Here is a 24,693-nt window from a genome sequence, read left to right as displayed (position 1 = left end):
ATACCGAGAGAAGGCCAGCACCACCGTCTTGACCTCGATCAAGCCGGATCGGCCAGGATAACCTCAGGCGTCAATCTTCAAACAGCCTGCCCTGCGGTGTCTGACGCCCGACCGCGCCACCGCCGCGCCGCCGCGCCAATTCGGTCTCGGCGCTGAAGCGAACATCCACGTCGCGATCGCCGAGCTGCACCGCCAGCGATTCGTCGCTGATCTCGTGCCAGTTCTTGCCGCGATCTGGCCCTTGCCGCACCGCCGGCAACAGGCCGGGCAGGTTCGACCATTCGATCAGCTGCGCCACCCCGGCTTCATTGAGCATGTCACGCAGGTGGAAGGCGGTGACATAGGAATCGGGAAAGGCGCGGTGCGCGGGCAGGCCGCGTTCATGCTCCATCCCCTCGGGCTTGCGCCAGTAGCGCAGCACCTGGTTGGAGAAGCTGGGGCTGTCGGGCCACAGCCGCAGCGCGCATTTCCAGGTGCAGATCCACTGCGCATTATGAGTCAGCGCCGGCGTGCAGAACTTCATCTCATAATCCGCGCGGTGTGCAGCCAGCGCGACCCGGCGCGGCCAGGGATCGAGCACCGCGCGCGCGACATCATGCCATAGCGGCTCGTTCGCAACCTGCTCGTCAAGGATATGATGGATCGCCTGCGTCACCGGCGGGATTGGCCGCCCCGGATTGACCAGCCGCGCGCCACCCTCGCCCTGCAAGTCCCAGCGCCCATCGGCGCCGAGCGCGACATCCTGCCAGCCAATCTCGCACACGCCGTGTGCGGGCGGGGCAGGACCGGTGGTTTCGAGATCGACGACGCGGATGATCTGGGGCGGCGGTGGCGGCATCAGGCGTAAGTGGCGAGTTCAGCAACGGAACGCCAGCCTTTTAGCCCTCTCCCCACCGGGGAGAGGGCTATCCGGTCAGTGTCCCGCCTGTTCACCGCGCACCAGGCCACTCGCGGCGAGTTGCGCATCGATCATTGCCAGCAGCCGGTCGAGTGCAGCCTGGTCCTTCGCCTCGGCGCGCGCGACCAGCACATCCTGGGTGTTCGAGGCGCGCAGCAGCCACCAGCCGTCGGGGGTGTTGACTCGCGCGCCATCGGTGCGGTTGACGTCGGCGCCTTCCTGCTCGAGCCGCTCCAGCACTTCCTCGACCACCGCAAACTTGCGGCTCTCATCGACCTGGAAGCGCATCTCGGGCGTGTTGACCAGAGCGGGCATCGCGCCGCGAATCTCGGTCATAGACTTGCCGATCATGTGCACCGCGCGGATCAGCCGGACGGCGGCATATTGCGCATCGTCGAAGCCGTAATAGTCGTGCGCGAAGAAGATATGGCCCGACATCTCGCCGGCGAGCGGCGCATGGGTTTCCTTCATCTTGGTCTTGATCAGGCTGTGTCCGGTCTTCCACATCAAGGGCTCACCGCCCAGTTCCTTCACGCGGTCGAACAGCGCCTGCGATGCCTTCACATCGGCGATGATCGTCGCGCCGGGCAATTCCTTCAGCACCGGCTCTGCCAGGATCGACAGCAGCTGATCGCCCCAGATCACCCGGCCCTGGCCATCGATCGCACCGATACGGTCGCCATCGCCGTCGAACGCCAGCCCGAAATCGAGCTGCTTGTCGGCCACCAGCTTTTTCAGATCGGCGAGGTTCTTCTCCTCGGTCGGATCGGGATGATGGTTGGGGAAAGTGCCATCGACCTCGGTGTAGAGCAGGTGATGCTCGCCCGGCAGCAGCTTGGTCAGCTTCTCGATCACCGGACCCGACGCGCCGTTGCCGGCGTCCCAGCCGATCCGGTACGCGCCCCCGACATAGCCGGCGAGCAGGCGTCCGACATAATCGTCGACGATATCGGCCTCGGTAACGACGCCTTCGCCTTCTTCCCAGTCGCCAGCCTCGGCCAGCCTCGCCAGATCCTGAATGTCGGCGCCGAAGAAGGGCAGATGCTGCAGCACCATCTTGAAGCCGTTGTAATTGCCTGGGTTGTGGCTGCCAGTGATCTGGATTCCGCCATCCACCTCAAGGATCGCTTCGGCATAATAGAGCTGCGGCGTCGGCCCCATGCCGGTGCGCACGACATCGACACCTGATGCGGTCAAGCCGGCGATCAGCGCGGTTTCCAGCTCAGGCGACGAGGTCCGCCCATCATAGCCGACCGCCACCCGCGTGCCGCCCGCGCGTCGCAGGCGCGTCGCGAAACCGCGCCCGATCGCAGTCGCATCGGCCGGACCCAATGTCTTTCCGACAATACCGCGAATGTCATATTCGCGCAGGGACGTAGGGTCGAAAACATGGGTCATCGGAACTCCTGTCATGATTTGCGTCTTCAATCGGCAAGCGCGAAGAAAGTTCAACGCGCGCGCATCAACTTGGGCGCTTCAACAAGGTATCGCGCGCGGCATTGACCCGGCGCGTCAGTTCGGCCGAGCCGCCGTGATCCGGATGGACCGCGCTGATCAAGCGACGATGCGCGGCGCGGATTTCGGCCTCGCTTGCCTCCGCATGCACGCCCAGCACCGCGCGCGCCGCCGCGGCTTCAACGTTCAGCGTCTCCGGCCGAATTCGCCGGTGCGTCTTCTTCGGGCCCTGCCACAGGTACCAGCCGGCATAGGCAACCAGCACAGCAACGATTATTTTGAAAATCATGGTCGCGGGCTCAAGCGAACAGCGGCAGGACGGGCTCGGGCAAGGCGAGCGCGGCCATCATCTCGCGCAATTCCTGGCGTGCCGCGACATGGGCCAGGCCCATTTCGCCGAATTCACGCGCATCGAGCATGGTCAGTCCTTTGGGGAACAGCTCGCGATAGATCACCCGCTCGCCGAGCCCTGGAATGATGCGGAAGCCGACCCGCTTGGCGAGCTGGTCGAGTGCTTCGGACACGCGGCGCATGTTGCGCGCCTCGATATGCTGGACCCGGTTGCGCAGCACGACCCAGTCGATCGTCGAGCCGTCGGCCTTGGCCCGTGCCTTGCGCGCATCCCAGATCAGTTCGGCATAGAAGCTGGGGCGGGTCACCTTGTAGGTTACCGGATCGACCTGTCCGATCAGGTCGAAATCGACGAAGCTGTCGTTCATCGGCGTGACCAATGTATCGGCACGCTGCGCGGCCATGCGTGCGAAACGGTCGTCACGGCCCGGCGTATCGATGACCAGGAAATCGGTATCCACGGACAGCGCGTCGAGCGTCTCGGTGTAGCGCGCCAAACTCTCGCCGTCATGCGTCGCATGGCGCGGGATCGGCAATTCGCGACCGGTGCGCTTGCCGGTCTCGGCCCGATTGTCGAGATAACGCCCCATGGTGCGCTGACGATGATCGAGATCGAATGCGGCGACGCGCGCGCCCCGCGCCTCGAGCGCGATCGCGACATGGACCGCAGTGGTGGATTTCCCCGTACCGCCCTTTTCATTGGCGAATACGATGACGTGCGGCCTTTGCACGTGTGGCTTTTGCGCAACCGTCGACACAGTCCTTGATTTCCCCTGGTTGCCTGGCTGGACCGCCCCCCCATAGAAGGCCCGCCCGTCCTTATCGAAGGCTAGTAGCGCGTGCAAACCATCCGTCAGACCGAGTCCCTGCGTGAGGCAGTCGCTGCGTTCCGCGCCGAGGGGGCCCGAATCGCGCTGGTGCCGACGATGGGCGCGCTGCATGCCGGCCATATGGCACTGGTCGAAGCGGCGAAGCGCACCGGCACGCGCGTGATCGCGTCGATCTTCGTCAACCCGAAACAGTTCGGTGCGAACGAGGATCTGTCGCGCTATCCACGCAAGGAGACCGCCGATACGCGCATGCTGAAAGAGGCGGGCTGCGACCTGTTGTGGATGCCGCCGGTCGAGATCATGTACCCGCAGGACTTCGCCACGAATATCTCGGTCGCCGGTGTCAGCGACGGCCTGGACGGCGCAGCGCGGCCGGGGCATTTCGACGGCGTCGCGACCGTCGTCACCAAATTGTTCAATCAGGTGCGGCCCGACACCGCTTATTTCGGCGAGAAGGATTTCCAGCAGCTCGCGGTGATTCGCCGCATGGTCATCGACCTCGACCTGGATATCGAGATTGTCGGCGTGCCCACGCAGCGCGAGGATGACGGCCTCGCGCTCTCGTCACGCAACATCTATCTCGACGACGAGCAGCGCGCCCGCGCCGTCGCGCTGCCCCGCGCGCTCGGCGTCGCGGCCAAGGCGATCGGGCGCGGCGACGATGCCGAGGCCGCGCTCGATACGGCACGCGAATCGCTCAGGGCAGCCGGTTTCGAGGTCGATTATGTCGAACTCGTCGACGCCGAAACGCTCGCTCCCGACGGCGATCCCGCCCGCCCGCGACGCCTGCTCGCCGCCGCGCGGATTGGTACGACACGGCTGATCGACAACCTCGCGATCGAATTAGTACCGGCTTAACCAACACCCCAATACGGAGGGACGCGCAAACGTCCCTAATGACCATTAACCATTTGTTGATCCCCACGCGGCAAAGTCAGGCCGTAGGAATGGTTAACGGGGGTTAGTGACATGGGCAGCAGCCTGAAGAGCGCACAGTTTCTGATCGACAGCCGATTGGCTGATGCGGCACGCGGCGACGCCGATGCCTGTTATGAACTGGGCATGGTCTATTCCAGCGGCGCGGCCGGGATCGATATCGACCTGATCGAAGCGCATAAATGGTTCAACCTGGCCGCAGTCGCGGGCAGCGAGGCGGCGCAGGCCTGCCGCAGCGAGATTTCCGAGGATATGAGCGCACGCGACATCGCCATCGCGCAAAAGGCCGCTCGTGCCTGGCTGCACATGACCAGCCCGCGCGCCGCCTGACTGGGCTTCTCCATCGATCGGGCGTAGGATCGCCTCCGTAACGATAAACGGAGGGGTCGATGCACATGATGATCACCGCGCTCACCACGGTCGCGCTTGCGCTGCTGCTGGTCTTCCTGTCGGTCGCGACGATCCGCCTGCGGATCAAATATGAAGCGTCGTTCGGCGACGCCGGCCAGCAAGGCCTGGCCTGCGCGATCCGCGCGCATGGCAACCTTACCGAATATGCCCCGATCGGCATCATCCTGATCGGCCTGCTCGAAACCTACGACGCGAACCATCTGGCGCTCGGCATCGTCGCCAGCGCCTTTGTCGCATGCCGCACGCTCAACGCGATCGGCCTGTTCAACCCGCCCGGACCGCCCACCGCGACCCGCTCGATCGGGATCGTCGGCACCCTGCTGATCCTGCTTGGCCTGGCAGTGTGGCTGTTGATCCTGGTGCATAGCCCGATGCCGGGCTGAGCACCGCCTAAAGCTCGAGCGGCCACTCCATATCGACCCGATGCATGCCGGGGCCCCAGCCGTCATCGATCCGCCCGAGCGTGCGCGCACCGTGTCGTGCGAAGAACGGCGCGGAATGCTGGCTCGCCGCGATATCGACGATCGTCGCGCCCAGCCCGGCCGCCCGCGCACGCGCCGCCGCCATCATCGCGCGACCGATACCGCCGCCCTGCGCCGCCGGATCGACCAGGATCCAGTTGAGATGCGCGCGGCCCGGCGTGCCCGGCGCAACGGCGAAACCCGCCACCACCACTCCCGCTTCGATTGGGCCGTCCCGCACGCACACCGCATGGAGCGCGGCATGGCGGTCGAGCCAGGCGATGAAGTCCGCCCGCTCATTGACTGCGAAGAAAGCCGGCGTGTTGGCATCGAAGATCGCCAGCATGCGGGTCCGATCCGGATCGGCATAGGACCGGATCGTCACCGTCATTCGGCGGCCACCGCCTTCGCCTTGGCCGCCGGCTTCTTCGCTGCGGCCTTCTTGGCCGGCGCCTTCTTGGCAGCGGCTTTTTTCGCCGGAGCTTTCTTCTTGCCCTTCTTCGACGGTCCCGCAGCGGCGCGCGCATCGAGCAGCTGCGCGGCTTCTTCCAGGGTCAGCGCATCCTTCTCGATCGACTTGGGCAGAGTGGCATTGGTTTCGCCGTCCGTGACATAGGGACCGTAACGCCCCTCCATCAGCTTGATCTCGGCTTCGGTGCGCGGATGCTTGCCGAGGATCTTGAGCGGCGCCTGGGCGCCACGCTGCGGACGTCCGCCGCCCGCCGCCGCCTCGGCCAGCTTGACCACCGCGGTGTTCATGCCGGTCTCGAACACCTCCATGGTCGAGCCGAGCCGCGCATATTTGCCGGCATGAGCAAGATAAGGCCCATAGCGCCCGATCGACGCGGTAATCGGCTCGCCGCTTTCCGGATGCGTGCCGACGGTGCGCGGCAGACTGAGCAGCTTCAGCGCCCATTCCAGGTCGAGCTCCGGAATGTCCTTGGGGATCGAGGCACGCTTTGCGTCCTTGCCCTCGCCGAGCTGGATATAGGGGCCGAAGCGCCCCGCCTTGCGTTCGACCGGCAGGCCGGTCTCGGGATCATTGCCCATCGTCTCGGGACCGGCATCGCCGCCCTCGTCGCCACCGCCCTGACCGAAGCGACGGGTATATTTGCACTCCGGATAGTTGGAGCAGGCGACGAACGCGCCGAACTTGCCGCCGCGCAGCGCAAGCCGCCCCTCGCCGCAATTCGGGCACAGTCGCGGATCGCCGCCATCGGCCTTGGCCGGGAAGAGATAGGGTTCGAGGAACAGGTCAAGCGCGGCGGTCACTTCCGACGGCTTCTGCTCCATCACTTCATTGGTGCGCGGCTTGAAGTCCTTCCAGAAGGCGTCGAGCACCGATTGCCATTGCGCGCGGCCACCCGACACTTCGTCAAGCTCATCCTCGAGCCCGGCGGTGAAATCATAGCCGACATATTTCTCGAAGAAGCGTTCGAGGAACGCCGTCACCAGCCGCCCACTTTCCTCGGCGAAGAAGCGGTTCTTCTCGACCCGCACATAGGCGCGGTCCTTCAGCGTCTTGATGATCGAGGCATAGGTCGAGGGCCGGCCGATGCCGAGCTCCTCCAGCCGCTTGACCAGCGACGCTTCGGAGAAGCGCGGCGGCGGTTGCGTGAAATGCTGTTCGGCGGTGACGCCCTTCTTGGCCGGCGCATCGCCTTCGCGCATGCGCGGCAGGCGGCGGCTTTCCTCATCGGCGCTGTCGTCCGAGCCTTCTTCATAGAGCGCGAGATAGCCGGGGAAGAGCACGACCTGGCCGGTCGCGCGCAGGCCGGTCTGGCCCGAGCCGTCGAGCAGCTCGACCGTGGTGCGCTCCATCCGCGCGGACGCCATCTGGCTGGCGAGCGCACGCTTCCAGATCAGGTCGTAGAGCCGCGCATGATCGCCACCGCCCATCTTGTCCTTGCCGAAGTCGGTCGGACGGATCGCCTCATGCGCTTCCTGCGCATTCTTGGCCTTGGTCTGATACTGGCGCGGGCTGTCCGGGACATAGCTCGCGTCATAGCGATCCGCGACCGCCTTGCGCGCGGCGGAAATGGCCGATCCGTCCATCTGTACGCCGTCGGTCCGCATATAGGTGATCGCGCCGTCCTCGTAGAGCCCTTGCGCGATACGCATCGTATGATCGGCGGAGAAGCCGAGCTTGCGCGACGCCTCCTGCTGCAGGGTCGAGGTGGTAAAGGGCGGCGGCGGGTTGCGCGTGGCCGGCTTGACCTCGACGGTCTGGACGCTGAAGCGTCCCTCCTCGACCGCTTGCTTGGCGCGCTTCGCGGTGCCTTCTTCGCCGATCGACAGCCGGTCGAGCTTCTTGCCTTCGAAGGTGACGAGCCGCGCCTGGAACGGCGTGCCGTCCTGCTCCATGTCGGCGACGACCGACCAATATTCCTGTGCCTTGAACGCTTCGATCTCGCGCTCGCGCTGCACGATCAGGCGCAGCGCGACCGACTGCACGCGGCCGGCCGACTTGGCGCCGGGCAGCTTGCGCCACAGCACCGGCGACAGAGTGAAGCCGACCAGATAGTCGAGCGCACGGCGCGCACGATAGGCGTCGATCAGGTCGGTATCGAGCTCGCGCGGGTGCTTCATCGCCTCGGTCACCGTCGCCTTGGTGATCGCGTTGAAGGTCACGCGCTGCACATCCTTGGGCAGCGCCTTGCGGTTGCGCAGCACTTCCTGGACATGCCATGAAATCGCCTCGCCCTCACGATCGGGATCGGTTGCGAGGATCAATCGGTCGGCGGTCTTCGCCAGATCGGCGATCGCTTTCAATTGCTTCGCCTTGTCGGCGTAGTTTTCCCATTCCATCGCGAAGCCGTCATCGGGATTCACCGAGCCGTCCTTGGGCGGCAGATCGCGGACATGGCCGTAGCTCGCGAGAACGCGATAGTCGGAGCCCAGATATTTCTCGATGGTTTTCGCCTTGGCGGGCGATTCGACAATGACAAGCTGCATGGAGGGTATGAATGTCCTTACGTGTACGCGCGAGGGTGGAAAGCTTCTAGGGGGCCCGTCAAGGGGGCATTGCCACCAACACGCGGCCCATCAGCTTTTGTTAGGAAGTGAATGTCAGGGTGGATGTGAGAGCGGCGAGCCGAATTTCAATTGGGTCTCAACGACATGGTCGATTACGAAAGCCTGATGCGCGAACATGACGCGCTCACCGTGCTGGCGGCCCGGCTGGTCGATGCCGTAGAACCGGACCAGTCCCCTCCCGGGCCGGCACTCGCAGCGCGCGATGCGCTGTCCGCCCTGCTGATGCAGCACCTCCACACCGAGGACAGTGCGATCTATCCCAGGCTGATCGGCGGCAACGATGCCGCGGCGGCAGCGGCGGCGCAGGACGTCGTCGCGGAGTTCAAGGATCTGATCGGCGACTGGATCGCCTATATGGCGGACTGGCCCATAGCGCGGGTCGAGGCCGAATGGCCGGTTTTCAAAACCGCCACGCTCGACCTGATGCGCCGCCTGGGCGGGCGGGTCAGGCGCGAGAATGAGTTGCTCTACCCGCTCGCGCTGGCCGCTGCGCATATTCCGTTGCGGGCCAAGCCGGAATGCTGAACCCGGAATGCCGAACATCGGCACCTGACCGGCGAGGGTGAAGACATTGGTCATCGGCGGTCATCGGCGCGGCGCCTCCTGCGCCGGCTGCTGGTCGATCTCCCACTCATGGTCCTCGACCAGGACCGAACGGACCGGCCGGCCGCGCGCATCGCGCGAGGGTTCAAAGCGGAAGCGCTGCTCGATCAACCGGCAGGTGGTCACGTCGAGCAGTTCGTTGCCGCTGGAATGGGTGATGAAGCAGCCGGTGGCGCGGCCATTGGTTTCGACCGTGTAGCGCACCGACACGGTGCCGCCGATCCCGGCCGCGCCGACCGCGCCGGGATAGTCCGAATCCTTCAGCCGCCCGCTGCGCCGGCGCGGCGGGCTTTCATAGCCGCCGTCGCCGTCGCCATCCCCATACCCGCCGCTGCCCAGCCCATCGCCCACCCCGCCGGCGCCGGTGCCGGGCCCGCGCACATCCGCCGCCCCGGCCGACGCCTGCGCGCCGGGTCCGGCGATCGGCGCGGCGACCACCGGCGGCGGCACCGCCACCACGACGACCGGCCGCGGCGCGACCACTTCGGTCGGCTTGGCGCGCAGATTGGGTGGCGATGCCGCTCCCTCGGCCCGGCTCGCCTTGCGGCGCGGAATCTTCTTCTCGGGCGGCGGGGGCGGTGGGTTCGGCGCAATGCCGAACAGCTTGAGATCGTCGCTCAGCCGGACCGGCGAATGCACCGCGAGGCCGGCGATCAGGATATAGCCGAGCACCAGCTGCACGACCGCCGCGGCGATCGCGCCCTTGATCCGATCGGACAGATTCGATTGATCAGCCGTCACGCGCGATCCTCGATCAGCAAGCGGTGCCGATATAACGCCGACCGGCCCGATCCGTCGCATTGGTCGATGCCCCATCGGGACGGCGTTTTCCGCTGTTCTGCAAAAATAAAAAAACCACCCCTGTTATGTTGGATCGCGGGCGTGGAATTACAGCCGTATCTCCGTGAGATACGCCCGCCCACCGCTGTTCCGGAACAGCGGTGGGGAACAGGGGTCGCGGTCACCGGAACAGGGGTGGCCGCTGCCCGAACAGCGGTCACAATCACGCGCGGCCGATTCAACCGATGCCGGAATTCTGGTTGTGGGGGAATCGAATCAGCCATGATCGGGGCCATGACATGACCGAAGGAATGATAGAATCGACCGACGAGCGAATGGGCGATGACTTCGCTGCGTCTGCGGCCGGGGCCAATCCCAGGAAACGCACGCCGCCGATCGGCCAGCGCTTTGTTAAAGGCATGTCGGGCAACCCTGCCGGGCGGCCGCCGGGTCGCGGGGCGACGGGCACGCGCGGCGATCGCCTGCCCGGGGCGGACCAGCCGACCCGGGCGATGATCCTGGAAGAAGCGTACCGGATGGTGCGCGTGGAGGAGCCGGACGGATCCTCGGTCGAGATCCCGGCGCACCGTGCGGTGTTCCGGGCGCTGACCCGGGCCGCGATGAGCGGCAACCCGATCGCGCAGCGGCGCTGGACCACGATCGTACAGGCGGCGGAGCGCGAACAAAAGGACGTGCAGATCGCGCTGTTCAACATGCTCGAGCGCGGTGGCGTGAACGAGCGCTACTGCGCCGAGCAACGCGGGTTCGTGCCATTATGGACGAGCGACGACGATATCATGATCGATGGAGTATCGGGGGTGTCCGTGGTGCGGACTGAGACGGGGGAGGAGGATGGCGCATGATGGGCGCGCCTGTGCAGACAGCGGACCGGGTAAAATTCATCTATTTCGGATGTGACATCGATACGCGGTAGCGCGGATTCGATTCGACTTTATGTTGAAGCAATCACCGGATTCGGGGAATTACGGTGACAGTTTACCTAACCCCTAAATTCACTAAACCTCCATGAAATGGCCCGCCTGTCTCGCCTCGTGATCCCCGGCCTCGCGTATCACGTGACGCAACGGGGAAATGGGCGTCAGGCCACCTTCTTCGAGGAGGGCGACTATGCGCTCTATCTCGATTTGTTCGCCGAAGCGGCTGCGCGAACGAACGTCGAGGTCTGGGGCTATTGCCTGATGCCTAATCATGTTGATGCTATCTTCATGCTGGGAGTCTCAGGCAGACAATACCGGGTCCAGCCGACATCCTGTCTCGATCAAACCCCGCTCACCCGCCCGCCGGCATGGCGTTCGAGCCGCCCCGCCAGTTCCAGTTCGAGCAGCACCATCTGCACCACCGCCGGCGCGAAGCCCGACTGGCGGATCAGTTCGTCGATCGCGACCGGCACCGGGCCAAGCAGCGAGACCAGGTCGCGGCGCTCCACATCGCTGGCATCCCGGGGCGGCGGGCCAGTGAAGGGCGAGCTGGGAGCCCGCACCATCCGCGCATCGATCGGGCGGATCGTTTCCAGCACGTCGGCGGCGGACTGGACCAGGATCGCGCCGTCGCGGATCAGGCCGTTGCAGCCCTGTGCACGCGGATCGAGCGGAGAGCCGGGTACCGCCATCACTTCGCGGCCCTGTTCGCCCGCCAGCCTTGCGGTGATCAGCGAACCGGATTTCGGCGCTGCCTCCACCACCACCGTGCCGACCGACAGGCCGGAGATGATGCGGTTGCGATAGGGAAAGTGGCGCGCGCGTGGTTCGGTGCCGGGCGGCTGTTCGGCGATCAGCAGGCCTTCGCGCGCGATCCGTTCCTGCAGCGCGGCGTTTTCCGGTGGGTAAGCGATATCGATGCCGCCCGCGATCACCGCGATCGTGCCGCCCTCCAGCGCGCCGACATGCACCGCGGTGTCGATACCGCGCGCCAGGCCCGACACGACCGCGACGCCCTGATCCGCGAGCTGATAGGCGAGCTGCCGCGCGAAGCGGCAGGCAGCGGCCGAAGCGTTGCGCGCGCCGACCATCGCGACCGCGGTGCGCCCGAGCAGCGCCATGTCGCCGCGCAGCGTCAGCACCGGCGGCGCATCGTCGAGCTCGGCGAGCAAGGCAGGATAGTCAGGATCGTCGAGGAACAGATGCCGTGCGCCGAGCTTCGCCGCGGTCGCCAGTTCGCGTTCGGCAAGGGCGCGATCCGCGATCAGCGGCGGGCGCCCGCCACCGCGCGCGGCAAGTCCGGGCAGCGCCTCGATCGCCGCGGCGGCATCGCCGAAGCGCGCGAGCAGCTGGCGATAGGTGACGGGACCGATCTGGGCGGTGCGGATCAGCCGGAGGCGGGCAATCGCCCCGCCGCTGTCTCGCCCGCCATCCCGCCCGGCAGAGTCAGCCACTCTTGCTGCCGATGCGCGGCTCAGTCCCGGCGAGCAGCCGGTCGATATTGGCGCGGTGTTTCCACAGCACCAGCAGGGCGAGCGCGAGCAGCAGCAGCACCAGGTCGAATTGCGAGAAGAGCGCCACGCTGACCGGCGCGCTGACCGCCGCGGTCATGCCGGCAAGCGAGGAGATGCGCAGTATGGCGAGCAGGCCGAGCCAGATGCCGGCATAGACCAGGGCGCTCGGCCAGTGCAGCGCGAGCAGGATGCCCATCATCGTCGCGACGCCCTTGCCGCCGCGGAATTTGAGCCAGACCGGGTAGAGATGTCCGAGAAACGCCGCCGCCGCGGCGACCACGCCAGTGCCGGGGAAGAGATGTTCGCACAGCAGCACCGCGGCCCAGCCCTTGGCGCCGTCGAGCAGCAAGGTCGCCGCCGCGAGCCCCTTGCGCCCGGTACGCAGCACATTGGTCGCGCCGATATTGCCCGACCCGATGGTGCGCAGATCGCCGGCCCCGGCCAGCCGCGTCAGGATCACCCCGAACGGGATCGACCCGAGCAGATAGCCCAGCACCATCGCGCCCGCCGGCGCCATCCACAGATATTCAGTCGGCAAATCGCCCCCCTTATGTTCGGGTATAGCCGACACCAATCGCGACGCCAACATGATCCGGGCGGACAGAAGGGGATGATGAGTCCCGGCGCCGATCCGCATATCCTCAGACGCGCGTCGGGCGACAAACCTCACTTCGCGCGCCGTGTTTTCGCCAGCCGCCGCGAAAAGACCGGTTCGTGCCGGCCCGCGGACGGCGCAGCCCCTTGCCCCGCGCGCCAGCCACGTTAAGCGGCACGCATGACGGATGCGCGACCGATCCTGTTCTTCGATTCCGGCGTCGGCGGCCTGTCGGTGCTGGGCCCGACCCGCGCGCTGCTGCCCCGCGCACCGTTCATCTATGTCGCCGATTCGGCGGGATTTCCCTATGGCACCAAGAGCGAGGCGGAGATCGCGGCGCGCGTGCCCGCCCTGCTCGGGCGGCTGGCCGAACGCTATCGGCCGCGCCTGATCGTCATCGCCTGCAACACCGCCTCGACCATCGCGCTGGCAGCGGTGCGCTCCGCACTCGACTTGGGCGTCGTCGGGACGGTGCCGGCGATCAAGCCTGCGGCGGCGATCAGCGTGACGCGCGCGATCGGCGTGCTGGGCACCAGTGCGACCGTCCGCCAGCCCTATGTCGATGACCTGACCGCCCGCTTTGCCGGCGACTGCCTGGTGCTGCGGTACGGCTCGGCCGAGCTGGTCGAGCTTGCCGAGGCGAAGCTGCGCGGCGAGGCGACCGACCCGGCGCGCTATGCCGCCGCGCTGCAGGGCCTGCTCGGCCAGCCGGGCGGCGAGCGCATCGATACGGTGGTGCTGGCCTGCACGCATTTCCCGCTGGTCGAAGCCGAGCTGACCGCCGCCGCGCAGAGCCTGGGCGGGCGCGCGATCCGCTTCGTCGATGGCGGCGCGGGCATCGCGCGGCGCGTCGCGGCGCTGACGCAGGGGCAGGAATGGCCCGACGATCCCGGCGCGGGGCGTGCGGTGTTTACCCGCGGCGGCGGCGATGTCGACGCGCTGGCGCCGGCGCTGGCGAGCTATGGCCTGAACCGGCTTGAGCCCTTTTGAAATGAGACTGGGATTGCAACCGGGATGCTGACGGAAAGCGCCAATGGCGCGCCCGTGCCGCACCCGTCCGTCGTGCCGGAGCGGCTGGCGTTGTTCGCCACCTATGCGCTGGCGATGCTGCTGTTCTTTCGCGGGCCGATACTGAGCGGATTCGATCTGGGCTATGGCGATCGCGGCGATGGCCTGATCGAAATCAGCCTGCTCGAGCATTGGCGCAATGTGCTGACCGGCGCCAGCCACTGGGCGACGACCGGCTATTTCTACCCCTATGCCGGCACGCTCGGCTATAATGACGGCTATTTCCTGTACGGTCTGGTCTATTCATTCTGGCGCCTGTTCGCCGACCCGTTCCTGGCCGACACGCTCAACATCTTCACCTTCAAGACGATCGGGTTTTTCGCCGCCTATCGCCTGGTGTCGAGGAGCCTGGGATGGGGTCATCGCAGCGCGCTGTTCGTCGCGCTGATTTTCACGATCGCCAGCGGCATGGTGATCCAGGCGGGACACGCCCAGCTTCACATCATCGCGCTGCTGCCGGTCGCGATGATGCTGATGATCGGCGTCGTTCGCGCCGAACGGGCGGAGCAAAAGGCCCGCGCCCGGATTGGCGCAGTCGCGCTGGCGGCATTGCTCGCCGCATGGCTGATGACCGCCTATTACATGGCATGGTTCACCGTCCTGTTTTCGGCGCTGTATGTGCTGTTCTACGGAATCCTGGCCATGCCGCTGAAGCCGCGCGCGTTCGCCGGCGCGGTCCGCCCGCACATCGCGACGATCGCGATCGGGGTGGTTTCGTTTGCGGTGTTCATCGTCCCCTTCCTCGTCACATACCTGCCGAAGAAATGGGAAACCGGCGGGCATCATTATTTCGATCATGTCTATAATCAGGTCAATCCGATCGATTTGATCAATGTCGGTCCCGACAATTATGTCTGGGGATGGATTTTTCGCCTGTTCCGCGCGCTGGTTCCCAATACAGGCGCGGCGGAGCGCATAATCGACGGCGAGCATGTGACCGGTTTCCCGGTGCTGCTCTTCATCCTGATTCTCACCGCTGCGTGGCGGATCATCGTCCGGCGCAGCGCTGGCCCGGAACAGCCGGTGTCGCCGGCGCTCCGCGCGCTGGCGCTGGCGCTGATCGTGAGCTGGCTGCTCACGCTGAAGCTGTTCGGTCATTCCCTGTGGTACCTCGTCTTCCGCCTCGCGCCCGGGGCGAGCGGGATCAGGGTCGTGCTGCGCTATCAGTTGTTCCTGGTCCTGCCGGCCCTGCTCGTGGTGGTCGCGGCGTACCGCGCGCAGGCGCACCGGTTGCTGCGGACCCGCTCCTTCGTGATGGGCGGCCTGCTCGCGCTGCTCGTCGGGGAACAGCTGACCGGCGCATCGGCGGCGCTGCTGAGTCGATCGGTGCAGCGGACGGCCTTATGGGCGATCCCGGCACCGCCACCGGCCTGCCGTGCTTTTTATGTCGTCGCGGCGCGCAAGTTCGAGCCGATGTTCGGGCACGAAGTCCTGAACAGCCTCTATCCGCACAATGTCGACGCGATGTTCCTTGCCGAACGATGGAATGTGCCGACGATCAACGGTTTTTCGACCTTCAACCCGCCGGACTGGGCGTTCGCCAATCCACAGGCGGCGGATTACGAATCGCGAGTCGCGACCTATGCGCAGCGGCACCGGCTACAGGGCCTTTGCCGGCTGGACATGCGCCAGGCCGAGCCATGGACGATGATGCCGGAGACGCCGGGGACGTCGTGAAGCGATGGCGCCGGACGATCCCAGGCCGCTTTGCCGCCGGTGCGACTGAAATGGTTCAATCCGATCACGCTGATCGTGCAAAGTTGCTGGAAATCTGCGGCGGCGCGCGCTAGGGCGCGGACATGGAAGCGGACGGAACGTCGCTGCGGGGAGTCGACTACTCGCGCATCTTCACCCAGGCGATTGATCGCCTGCACGTCGAAGGGCGCTATCGCGTCTTCATCGACATCCTGCGCAACAAGGGCGCCTATCCCAACGCACGCTGCTTCGCCGGCCATAACGGGCCGAAGCCGATCACCGTGTGGTGCTCCAACGACTATCTCGCCATGGGCCAGCATCCAGCGGTGATCGCAGCGATGGAAGAGGCGCTGCACGATGTCGGCGCCGGCTCCGGCGGCACGCGCAATATCGGCGGCAACACGCATTACCATGTCGACCTGGAAGGCGAGCTCGCCGACCTGCACGGCAAGGAAGGCGCGCTGCTGTTCACCAGCGGCTATGTCTCGAACGAAGCGACGCTCGCGACGCTGGCCAAGATCCTGCCCGGCTGCATCATCTTCTCCGACGAGATGAACCATGCCTCGATGATCGCGGGGATCCGCAATTCGGGCTGCGAGAAGCATGTCTTCCGCCACAATGATCTCGAGCATCTCGAAGAGCTGCTCGCCGCGGTCGATCCGGCCGCGCCGAAGCTGATCGCGTTCGAGAGCGTCTATTCGATGGAGGGCGATGTCGCGCCGATCGCCGCGATCTGCGACCTGGCCGACAAGTACAGCGCACTGACCTATCTCGACGAGGTCCATGCGGTCGGCATGTATGGCGCACGCGGCGGCGGCATTTCGGAGCGCGACGGGGTCGCTGACCGGCTGACCATCATCGAGGGCACGCTGGGCAAGGCGTTCGGCGTGATGGGCGGCTATATCACTGCCGATCAGACGATCATCGACGTGATCCGCAGCTATGCGCCGGGCTTCATCTTCACCACCTCGCTGTCGCCGGTGCTGGTGTCCGGCGCGCTGGCCAGCGTGCGCCACCTGAAGGCATCGGGTGTCGAGCGCGAAGGCCAGCAGGCGGCCGCGACGATGCTCAAGGCGATGTTCGCCGAGGCGGGGCTGCCGGTGATGAATTCGACCACGCATATCGTGCCGCTGATGGTCGGCGACCCGGTCAAGGCCAAGAAGATCAGCGACATATTGCTCGCCGAATACGGCGTCTATGTTCAGCCGATCAATTATCCGACCGTGCCGCGCGGCACCGAGCGGCTGCGCTTCACCCCCGGCCCCGCGCATGACGAAGCGATGATGCGCGAACTGACCCAGGCGCTGGTCGAGATCTGGAGCCGGCTGGAGTTGCGTAAGGCAGCGTGATGCCAATGCGCAATGCAGACGACTGGTCGATCGCCACCGGCATGGTCGATGGCAACCGCACCATCATCCGGGTCCTGTCGCAACTGCCCGAACCCGACGAGCGCGTCGAGCGCCCGCTGCTGATCCACGTCACCTGGGCGTATGGCGAAACGCCGACCGGCATGCCCGACGCCGCGACGCTCGACATGATCGAGACGTTCGAGGAGACGATCTTCGCCTCGATCGACCAGCAGGACTGGGCGACCGAAGTGGCCGCGATCACCGGCAACGGTGCAAAGCAATGGCGCTTCTACACCGATGATGGTGACAATTTCGTCGCGCAATTCAGCACCGCGCTGGCGGATCATCCGGTCTATCCGATTGAACTCGAAGGCATTCCCGATCCGGAATGGCAGGGCCTGCGCGAGCTCCAGCCCGGCTGAACCGCGGAACCAAGCGAGGCCCGACCGGTTATCGGCTTCCCCAACAGGAAGGCTTCGCCGTGAAAAAAGGTTGTCTGCTCTGGCTGCTCGGCGTGCCGATCCCGGTGATCATCATCCTGTACCTGATCTTCGGGCACTGAGCCGAATCGCCGCCGCATCCATCAAGCCGCCGTATCGCGATCGTGCCGGATATTCCGGCAACCGGTTTATTCCCCGAAGCTGCCGGCCCGATAGAGCAGCGTAATCGCGACGCGGCGGTTGCGCGGGTCCATCTTGTTGGCGGCGATCATCGGCTCGCGGTCGGCGACGCCCTCGATACGGTTGAAGCGCTGTTCGGGGATGCCCCCTGAGGCGAGCCGGCGGCGCGTCGCTTCTGCGCGGCTCGACGACAGCATCCAGTTGTTCATCTCCAGCGGGTCGCCATAGCCAAGGCCATCGGTATGGCCGCGGATCATGATCGGGTTTTCCATCGTCCCGATCGATTCCGCGATCAGGCCGATCAGCTTCGATGCTTCGGGCTCGAGCGCCGTGGTGCCGAGCGAGAACATCGAATAATCGGCGTCGTCGAGCAGGTCGATGCGCATCCCGTCCTGAGTGCGCATGAAACGGACATGCTTGCCGAGCCTGGCGAGCTTCGGATTGGACGCCATTGCCATCGTCACGCGCCGGCGCATCTTCTCGAAATTCTTCTGGTCCTCCATGCCGAGGGCCATCTTGTTCTTCATCGACCCCTTCTCGCCGGTGCCGACCTGCAGCCCACCGGTGGCTTCGACCGGTACGGTCATCGACCGCGTGCCCGTCTGCTGCGCCTTGTGCGGGTAATTGTCCTTGTCGGTGATCGATGAGCCGCCGAACATGCCGTTCGAACCGGCGCTGTTCTGCTTCATCTGGATCAGGGTCGGCGAGAAATAATCGGCCAACGCCTTGCGCTGCTTCTCATTGGTCGCGCCGAGCAGCCACATGAGCAAGAAGAACGCCATCATCGCGGTCACGAAATCGGCATAGGCGACCTTCCAGGCGCCGCCATGATGACCGCCATGACCCTCGATATAAATCTTCTTGTAGATGATCTTGGGCGGTTGATTGGACCCATGCGGCGCACGCGCGGCCATCTTACCTACCCCTCAGGCCGTCGAACACTTCGGCAAAGCCGGGCTGATTGCTGTGCGCGATGCCCGAGCGTGCCGCTTCGATCACCAGCGGCTGCGGGTGGCCGTGAAGCGACGCGATGATGATCTGCTTCACCACATGATAGATCGCGCCATCGGCGTCGATCACCTGCTGCAGCCGGTTGGCGAGCGGCGAGACGATGCCGTAGGCGAGCAGCACGCCCATGAAGGTGCCGACCAGCGCCGAGCCGATCATCGCACCGAGAATCGCCGGCGGCTTGTCGATCGAGCCCATCGTCTTCACCACGCCCAGCACCGCCGCGACGATGCCCAGTGCAGGCAAGGCGTCGGCCAGGCTGGCCAGCGTGCCCTGCGGCCCCTGCACCTCGTGGTGATGCGTCTTGATCATGTTGTCCATGACCTCCTCGACCGCATGCACATCGAGCGTGCCCGACGACACCACGACCAGGCGCAGCGTGTCGGCGATCAGGTTGACCAGGGTATGATCAGCGAGCAGGCGGGGATATTCGGCGAAGATCGCCGATGATTTCGGATCCTCGACATGCGGTTCGAGCGCGATCGGCCCTTCCGTGCGGAGCATCTTCATCAGCTTCGACACCAGGAAGATGGTGTCGAGATAATCCTGTTTCTTGTATTTCGGACCCTTGAAGATCTTGCTGAAGCTGCTGCCCAGCGCCTTCAATTCCTTGCCCGAATTGCCGATGATCAGCGCGCCGACCGCGGCGCCGCCGATGATGAGCATTTCGTGCGGGATCGCTTCCATGACCGGGCCGAGCGCCCCGCCGGTGATCGCGAAGCCGCCGAAGATCATCACCAGAAGGACGACGAGGCCGATTACCGGAAACATGTGTGTGAAACTTCCCCCAGGATCGGCTCAGGATGGCCCGCGAAGATGGGCCCGTGCGATGATGGTTAACCTGACTTCGTAGCCAATCGGTTAACCAGAGCATTTGTTTTTTGAGACGGCTCCGGCCCGCTCTTCAAACTCAGCTCAAATAATTGAACAGCGACAGCGAACTGAGTTTCGAAAAGCTCGCCTGGGTCGCGGACAGGACGGTCATCGTCTTCTGCAGCTCGGTGATCGCCGCGGTGATGTCGGTATCCTCGATCGCCGAACGGGCGATCTCGCGAGTCGCGCCGACATCTTTCAGCCGCGACGCTTCGAGATCCATTCGCGCACCGCGCGCACCGACCGATCCGCGTGCCTGGGTGACCTGCGACAGGGCTGCTTTCAGCCCGTCGGTGGCCGCCGCCGTTGCGGCCGGATTGCTGCCGCCTTCCAGCGAATCGGCGAAACTGCCGAGCATCGCGAAGATGTCGGTCGTGCCGCCACCGCTGGTCGGAATGCCGCCGAAGACGCGCGCCGCACTGTCGGTCGCCTGGACATTGTTGCCGTCGCCGATCGGGATTGCCGATGGTTCGCCGGTGCCGACGAAACTGACCGTGCCGTCGCTCGCGACCGACACCGCGCTATCGCCGGTCGCGGCGCCGAACAAAGGCTGGCCGCGCACATCCTTGGTATTGGCGAGGCCGACCATGTCGCTGATCAGCGCCCGCACCTGCCCCGCCAAGACCTTGCGGTTCTCGTCGGACAATGTGCCGCTCCCGGCCTGGATCGCCAGCTCCTGCGCTCGCTGCAGCTGGGTCTCGACCGCCCCGAGCGTGGTGTCGGATTGCTCGAGCAAGCTCTGCGCCAGGCCGATATTGGAGGAATAGGCGGCATCGTCGGCCTTGCCGACCTTGAGCGTCTCAAGCCGGCGATAGCCAAGTGCGTCGTCGGAAGGAGCGAGAATCTTGGTTTCGGTCGAAATCTGCGTCTGCAGCCTGTCGGCCTTTTGCGACAGCTTCGCCATCAAGCTGGTCGAGCGATCATAGAGCTGGCTGGTGCTGATCTGCATGGCTGAACTCACTGAATACTGAGGATCGATTGCAGCGTCTCGCGCGCAACCTGGATGACTCGAGCCGACGCCTGATAGGCCTGCTGGAAGCGCATCAGATCGACCGCCTCGCTGTCGATACTGACGCCCGACACCGCATCGCGCGCCGCAAGCGCGCCGTCGCGGATCGAGGATTGCGCCTCCGCCACGGTGCGGCGGCCGGCGAGCGTGGCGGCATTGCCTGCGACCAGCGCCGATGTTTTCGCCTCGAACCCGCCCGAGGTGCGCAATGCATCGAGATTGGTGAGGTTGGCGTTGTTGCGCGGACCGCCACCAGGTGCCGCCGCAGCGATGCCGCGCGGATCGGTCAGGGTAACGGTAATATCCGTCGGCGTCGTGCCGACCGCGAACATCGCTGTGCCGGCAGTGCCGTCGAGATCGCGGCCCTGCGACTGCACAGTGTTGACGCCGGCGACGAACTGGCTGGCGATGGCATTGACCTGGTTGCGCGCGTCGGCGATGCGCTGCGCGCCATCGGCGACGCCGGCCATCACGCCACCCTGCGGCGAAAGCGGGACGGTGGTGCCGTCACGGTGCAGCGCAAAGGCCACCGTGCCGTCGTCGTTGCGGGCATAGCTGACATGGCCGGCCTGGTTGCCGGCGACGAACACCGGCCCGGCCGAACCACCAAGTCGCACGGTCGCGCGGCCCGCCGGGTCGAGCGCGACGGAGACATCGCTGAGCGCACTCATCTGTTCGAGCAGCTGATCACGTTGATCGGCGAGCTGCGCTGCTCCTGCGGTACCGGGCGTGGCGCGGCCGATCCCGTCATTGACCTTGGCGAGCGCCGCACCGAGCTGATCGAGATTCTGCGCCGCGCCTTCGGCGGTCGCATCGAGGTCTGCGCTGATCGAATCGAGCGCCTTGCCGGTCGCGGCAAAGGCCGTTGCGGCCGAGGTCGCGGATTCGAGCATCGCGGTGCGCGGCGTGGTCGCCGACGGATCACCGGCAACTGCCTTGGCCGAATTGAAGAAGCTGGTCAGCCGGTCGCCCAGCTGGTTGCCGGTCAGCGCGCTTTCGATCCGGTCGAGCCAGGCGATGCCGGTTTCGGTACGCGAGAGATCGGCGCTGGACGATCGCACATCGGCGGCGCGGAACATGTCGGCGGCACGGTTGATGCCCGACACCAGCACGCCGGCGCCGTCATTGATGCCGCGCGTGGTGATGCTGCCGCCGGCAATGGTGATTTCGTTGAGCGACGTGCTACGCCGCGTGTAACCGGGCGTCGCGGCATTGGCGATGTTTTCGGACACGGTGGTCAGCGCGCTTTGATAGGCGCGCACCCCGCTGGCGCCGATGCCGAGCATGTCGCTCATGGCACCTTCGTCCCGTTGATTGCGGCGTTCTGCGCGGCAGCGGTCTTTTCAGCGTCAGCTTGCGACTTGGCGAGGAAATCGACCATCGCCTTGCCGATACCGAGCGGCGCATGATCGGCCATCGACTGAGCGATCTTCTGGTCCTGCATCTCGCGAAACGTGTCGAGGCCCTTGCTCTCGAATAGCTCGCTCGCGAGATGTGCCTGACGCATCGATTTCAGCATCATACCGGTGAACACCGATTCGAACTGCTTGCCGGCCTTTTCCAGATTGGCGCGCGATGACAGCCGGCTCGTGTCCAGGCTGATGCCATTGGTCGGGACTGCAGGCGTTGCAACGCCGCCAAGGTTGATCGGCGTGCTCACAGGACGATCAGTTCGGCTTTGAGCGCGCCCGCTTCCTTCAGCGCCTCGAGGATCGCGACCAGATCGGCCGGCGATGCCCCGATCGCATTGACCGCCTTGACCACATCGGCAAGCTTCGGACCGGGCTCGATCAGGAACATCGGGCGACGCTCCTCCTCGACCGCAACGCCGCTCTTCTGTTCCTTGGCGGTCTGGCCCTGGCTGAACGGCTCCGGCTGAACGACGCGCTCCTGTTCGTCGATGCGCACGGTGAGCTTGCCGTGCGTGACGGCGGCGCGGCCGACGCGAACTGCGGAGTTGATCACCACGGTGCCGGTGCGCGCGTTGACGATCACCTTGGCCGATGGTTCGGCCGAGACGACGTCGAGATTCTCGATCGTGCTCATCAATGTGGCGCGGATATCGCCGCCGATCGGCGCGCGGACCGAGACCGACACGGCATCGACCGCCTGAGCCGAGCCCATGCCGAGCTTGCTGTTGATCGCCGACGCGACATTCTGTGCGGTGGTGAAATCGGCACGCTGCAGGTTGAAAGTCAGATAGGGGGTGTTCTCGAACCCGGTCTGCACCGCGCGTTCGACCGTCGCCCCCCTCGGGGATGCGGCCGGCCGAGGGAATGTTGACGACGATGGTCGAGCCATCCTTGCCCTCGGCGCCAAGGCCGCCGACCGCGAGATTGCCCTGCGCCATGGCATAGATCTGGCCGTCCGCGCCGAGCATCGGCGTCAGGATCAGGCTGCCGCCGCGCAAGCTCTTGGCCTTGCCGATCGACGCGACGGTGATGTCGAGCCGCTGGCCGGGCTTGGCGAAGGCGGGGAGATCGGCGGTAATCAGGACCACCGCGGCGTTCTTCATGCCCGGATTGGCATTGGGCGGCAGTTGCAGGCCGAAGCGCGAGGCGACCGCCTTCAACGACTGCACGGTGTACTCGAGATTGTCGTCGCCGGTGCCGGGCAGGCCCACCACGATGCCGTACCCCGTCAGCTGGTTCGACCGGATGCCCTGAAAGCCGCCGAGATCCTTGATCCGGTCGGCGTTTGCAGGCGTCGCAACCAGCAGGGCGGCGAGCGCAGCGATAAGGATGCGGAACATGGGTGCGGCTTTCATCATCAGAACGGGCTGATCACGGAGAAGAAGCGGCTGAACCAGCCTTGGCGGCTGGCGCGGGCGACATCGCCCTTGCCGGTGTAGGCGATCTGGGCATCGGCGACGCGGGTCGACGGGACACGGTTATAGGCGTCGATATCGGCCATGCGCACGATGCCGCGGATCTGGACGAATTCGTCGCCACGGTTGAGCGTGACGCGCTTCTGCCCCTTCACCAACAGCGTGCCGTTGGGGAAGACCTGCGCCACGGTAACGCTGACTTCGCCCGACAAGGTGTTGGACTGGTCGGTACTGCCGGTGCCGGTGAAGTTGCGCTTGCCGCTGATCGACGCATCGGTCTGGCTGAACAGGCTGAGTGCGCCGGTGGTCGGTGGCGTCAGACTGGCACCGCCGCCCGAATCGAGCTTCGAGCTCGCCGATTTCGAGGCGATGGTACGCTCGACCAGGACAATGCTCAGCGGGTCGCCGACACGACGCGCGCGCCAGCCCTCATACAGCGCGGCATAGCCGTCCGACGCCTGGTAGATCGATCCGTTCGCGGGCGCCGGCGCCATGGGAGGTGGCGCCGGCATCGTCGCGGAGAAATCGACCGGCGGTTGCTTCTTGCCGAACAGGCGCGCGTCGGCGGGCGCCGGCGAGAGGCTGGCGGCGGCAAGTGCGGTGACGGAAATGAGAGCGGACATCTTCATGGCGTTAACCATCACAGATTTTGGTTAACATATTTCAACATGTCGTCGGTCGCGGAGATCATTTTCGAATTGACCTCGTACGCGCGCTGCGTCTCGATCATGTCGACCAGTTCCTCGACGACATTGACGTTCGATGCTTCAAGCATGCCCTGGCGGATATTGCCGCGACCATCGAGCCCGGCAACGCCGAGATTGACCGCGCCACTCGCCGCGGTTTCGGTGAGGTAATTGTCGCCCTGTGCGAGCAGGCCGGCGCCATTGGGGAAGGTCGCAATCTGGATCTGACCGATCTGGCTCGCTTCGGTCTGGCCGGGAACGGTCGCCGAAACGGTGCCATCGGTGCCGACGGTGATCGAGGTCGCGCCTTCGGGAATGGTGATGCCGGGCATCACCTGATAGCCCTCGGAGGTGACCATCAGCCCCTCGGGCGAGCGCGAGAAATTGCCCGCGCGGGTATAGCCGAGCGTGCCGCCGGGCAACTGGACCTGAAAATAGCCATCGCCGTCGAGCGCCATGTCGAGCGCATTGCCGGTGGTCTGCATCGCGCCCTGGGTGTCGATCCGCGCCGTGCCCTGGATGCGCACGCCGGTGCCGAGATTGAGGCCGACGGCATATTTGGTTTCGGACGTGCTCGCCGTACCGGGAGTGGTGACGGTCTGATAGGCAAGCGTTTCGAACGCCGCGCGGTCACGCTTGTACCCCGTGGTGTTCACGTTCGCGAGGTTGTTCGAGATCACGCGCATCCGCATGTCCTGGGCGTCGAGCCCGGTGCGGGCGATGTGCATGGCTGCGCTGGTCATGTCTGTG

The 24,693-nt window shown here is 65.5% G+C and carries 25 protein-coding genes and 1 pseudogene; 9 read left to right on the top strand and 17 right to left on the bottom strand.

Annotated features, from left to right (window positions below):
* Window positions 1-70 precede the first annotated feature (70 nt).
* The 4 genes from H3Z74_RS22290 to H3Z74_RS22275 form a co-directional block, all read right to left on the bottom strand.
* Complete coding sequence (locus H3Z74_RS22290; protein ID WP_187761673.1) at window positions 71-838, bottom strand: 3'-5' exonuclease; 768 nt, start codon at window positions 836-838, stop codon at window positions 71-73.
* A gap of 75 nt (window positions 839-913) precedes the next feature.
* A complete protein-coding gene (pgmG, locus tag H3Z74_RS22285) occupies window positions 914-2,296 on the bottom strand; it encodes a phosphoglucomutase/phosphomannomutase PgmG (protein ID WP_187761672.1) in 1,383 nt (460 codons plus the stop codon).
* Window positions 2,297-2,360: 64 nt separating this feature from the next.
* A complete protein-coding gene (locus H3Z74_RS22280; protein WP_187761671.1) occupies window positions 2,361-2,642 on the bottom strand; it encodes a J domain-containing protein in 282 nt (93 codons plus the stop codon).
* Between the two features lie 10 nt (window positions 2,643-2,652).
* Window positions 2,653-3,435 (bottom strand): division plane positioning ATPase MipZ, encoded by a 783-nt coding sequence (locus H3Z74_RS22275; protein ID WP_390901778.1) that lies wholly within the window; start codon window positions 3,433-3,435, stop codon window positions 2,653-2,655.
* A gap of 108 nt (window positions 3,436-3,543) precedes the next feature.
* Between H3Z74_RS22275 and panC the strand changes: the two genes are divergently transcribed.
* The 3 genes from panC to H3Z74_RS22260 all read left to right on the top strand — a co-directional run bounded on the left by panC (window position 3,544) and on the right by H3Z74_RS22260 (window position 5,264).
* A complete protein-coding gene (gene panC, locus H3Z74_RS22270; RefSeq protein WP_187761669.1) occupies window positions 3,544-4,392 on the top strand; it encodes a pantoate--beta-alanine ligase in 849 nt (282 codons plus the stop codon).
* Window positions 4,393-4,503: 111 nt separating this feature from the next.
* The gene (locus H3Z74_RS22265; protein ID WP_187761668.1) at window positions 4,504-4,800 is read left to right on the top strand and encodes a hypothetical protein; all 297 of its coding nucleotides are present in this window, start codon (window positions 4,504-4,506) and stop codon (window positions 4,798-4,800) included.
* A 59-nt stretch (window positions 4,801-4,859) separates the two neighbouring features.
* Complete coding sequence (locus H3Z74_RS22260) at window positions 4,860-5,264, top strand: MAPEG family protein (protein ID WP_187761667.1); 405 nt, start codon at window positions 4,860-4,862, stop codon at window positions 5,262-5,264.
* Window positions 5,265-5,271: 7 nt separating this feature from the next.
* On the opposite strand, the gene H3Z74_RS22255 is transcribed toward H3Z74_RS22260, so the two are convergent.
* On the bottom strand, window positions 5,272-5,733 hold the full coding sequence (locus tag H3Z74_RS22255; RefSeq protein ID WP_187761666.1) for a GNAT family N-acetyltransferase: 462 nt from the start codon (window positions 5,731-5,733) through the stop codon (window positions 5,272-5,274).
* A complete protein-coding gene (gene topA, locus H3Z74_RS22250; protein WP_187761665.1) occupies window positions 5,730-8,297 on the bottom strand; it encodes a type I DNA topoisomerase in 2,568 nt (855 codons plus the stop codon). Before topA ends, H3Z74_RS22255 begins: the two co-directional genes overlap by 4 nt.
* Before the next feature lie 165 nt (window positions 8,298-8,462).
* On the opposite strand from topA, the gene H3Z74_RS22245 reads away from it, so the two are divergent.
* Window positions 8,463-8,903 carry a hemerythrin domain-containing protein gene (locus H3Z74_RS22245; RefSeq protein WP_187761664.1) on the top strand — a complete coding sequence of 147 codons (441 nt, stop codon included), beginning with the start codon at window positions 8,463-8,465 and terminating at the stop codon, window positions 8,901-8,903.
* Between the two features lie 60 nt (window positions 8,904-8,963).
* Here the strand turns inward: H3Z74_RS22245 and H3Z74_RS24690 are convergent, their stop codons facing one another.
* Window positions 8,964-9,722: an energy transducer TonB gene (locus H3Z74_RS24690; protein ID WP_261300292.1), complete on the bottom strand. Its 759-nt coding sequence runs from the start codon at window positions 9,720-9,722 to the stop codon at window positions 8,964-8,966.
* Window positions 9,723-10,060: 338 nt separating this feature from the next.
* Here H3Z74_RS24690 and H3Z74_RS22235 point away from each other — a divergent pair, with 338 nt between their 5' ends.
* Window positions 10,061-10,624 (top strand): DUF5681 domain-containing protein, encoded by a 564-nt coding sequence (locus tag H3Z74_RS22235; protein WP_187761662.1) that lies wholly within the window; start codon window positions 10,061-10,063, stop codon window positions 10,622-10,624.
* Window positions 10,625-11,040: 416 nt separating this feature from the next.
* On the opposite strand, the gene dprA is transcribed toward H3Z74_RS22235, so the two are convergent.
* Window positions 11,041-12,153 (bottom strand): DNA-processing protein DprA, encoded by a 1,113-nt coding sequence (gene dprA, locus H3Z74_RS22225; RefSeq protein ID WP_187761661.1) that lies wholly within the window; start codon window positions 12,151-12,153, stop codon window positions 11,041-11,043.
* On the bottom strand, window positions 12,146-12,730 hold the full coding sequence (plsY, locus tag H3Z74_RS22220; protein WP_187764474.1) for a glycerol-3-phosphate 1-O-acyltransferase PlsY: 585 nt from the start codon (window positions 12,728-12,730) through the stop codon (window positions 12,146-12,148). The genes dprA and plsY overlap by 8 nt, the downstream gene beginning before the upstream one ends.
* A gap of 258 nt (window positions 12,731-12,988) precedes the next feature.
* Between plsY and murI the strand changes: the two genes are divergently transcribed.
* The 4 genes from murI (at window position 12,989) to H3Z74_RS22200 (ending at window position 17,342) form a co-directional block, all read left to right on the top strand.
* Complete coding sequence (murI, locus tag H3Z74_RS22215; RefSeq protein WP_187761660.1) at window positions 12,989-13,798, top strand: glutamate racemase; 810 nt, start codon at window positions 12,989-12,991, stop codon at window positions 13,796-13,798.
* 24 nt (window positions 13,799-13,822) lie between these two features.
* A complete protein-coding gene (locus tag H3Z74_RS22210; RefSeq protein WP_229726732.1) occupies window positions 13,823-15,553 on the top strand; it encodes a hypothetical protein in 1,731 nt (576 codons plus the stop codon).
* A gap of 122 nt (window positions 15,554-15,675) precedes the next feature.
* Window positions 15,676-16,920: a 5-aminolevulinate synthase gene (hemA, locus tag H3Z74_RS22205; RefSeq protein ID WP_187761659.1), complete on the top strand. Its 1,245-nt coding sequence runs from the start codon at window positions 15,676-15,678 to the stop codon at window positions 16,918-16,920.
* A 5-nt stretch (window positions 16,921-16,925) separates the two neighbouring features.
* Window positions 16,926-17,342, top strand: a complete 417-nt coding sequence (locus H3Z74_RS22200; protein WP_187761658.1) for a DUF695 domain-containing protein — start codon at window positions 16,926-16,928, stop codon at window positions 17,340-17,342.
* Between the two features lie 206 nt (window positions 17,343-17,548).
* Here H3Z74_RS22200 and H3Z74_RS22195 read toward each other — a convergent pair whose 3' ends face one another.
* The 8 genes and pseudogenes from H3Z74_RS22195 to flgG form a co-directional block, all read right to left on the bottom strand.
* The gene (locus H3Z74_RS22195; protein WP_187761657.1) at window positions 17,549-18,454 is read right to left on the bottom strand and encodes a flagellar motor protein MotB; all 906 of its coding nucleotides are present in this window, start codon (window positions 18,452-18,454) and stop codon (window positions 17,549-17,551) included.
* A 1-nt stretch (window position 18,455) separates the two neighbouring features.
* On the bottom strand, window positions 18,456-19,319 hold the full coding sequence (gene motA / locus H3Z74_RS22190) for a flagellar motor stator protein MotA (RefSeq protein ID WP_187761656.1): 864 nt from the start codon (window positions 19,317-19,319) through the stop codon (window positions 18,456-18,458).
* A 139-nt stretch (window positions 19,320-19,458) separates the two neighbouring features.
* Complete coding sequence (gene flgL / locus H3Z74_RS22185) at window positions 19,459-20,370, bottom strand: flagellar hook-associated protein FlgL (protein WP_187761655.1); 912 nt, start codon at window positions 20,368-20,370, stop codon at window positions 19,459-19,461.
* An 8-nt stretch (window positions 20,371-20,378) separates the two neighbouring features.
* On the bottom strand, window positions 20,379-21,725 hold the full coding sequence (flgK, locus tag H3Z74_RS22180) for a flagellar hook-associated protein FlgK (RefSeq protein WP_187761654.1): 1,347 nt from the start codon (window positions 21,723-21,725) through the stop codon (window positions 20,379-20,381).
* Complete coding sequence (locus tag H3Z74_RS22175; protein ID WP_187761653.1) at window positions 21,722-22,090, bottom strand: rod-binding protein; 369 nt, start codon at window positions 22,088-22,090, stop codon at window positions 21,722-21,724. The genes flgK and H3Z74_RS22175 overlap by 4 nt, the downstream gene beginning before the upstream one ends.
* A pseudogene (locus tag H3Z74_RS22170) lies at window positions 22,087-23,182 on the bottom strand (flagellar basal body P-ring protein FlgI). Before H3Z74_RS22170 ends, H3Z74_RS22175 begins: the two are co-directional and overlap by 4 nt.
* A gap of 17 nt (window positions 23,183-23,199) precedes the next feature.
* Window positions 23,200-23,886, bottom strand: a complete 687-nt coding sequence (locus H3Z74_RS22165) for a flagellar basal body L-ring protein FlgH (RefSeq protein ID WP_187761652.1) — start codon at window positions 23,884-23,886, stop codon at window positions 23,200-23,202.
* A gap of 11 nt (window positions 23,887-23,897) precedes the next feature.
* Window positions 23,898-24,686, bottom strand: coding sequence for a flagellar basal-body rod protein FlgG (flgG, locus tag H3Z74_RS22160; RefSeq protein ID WP_187761651.1), 789 nt, complete (start codon window positions 24,684-24,686; stop codon window positions 23,898-23,900).
* Between the last annotated feature and the right edge of the window lie 7 nt (window positions 24,687-24,693).

It is taken from the genome of Sphingomonas alpina (assembly GCF_014490665.1).
Lineage (GTDB): Bacteria > Pseudomonadota > Alphaproteobacteria > Sphingomonadales > Sphingomonadaceae > Sphingomonas > Sphingomonas alpina.
This window is presented reverse-complemented; position numbering and strand designations above follow the sequence as displayed.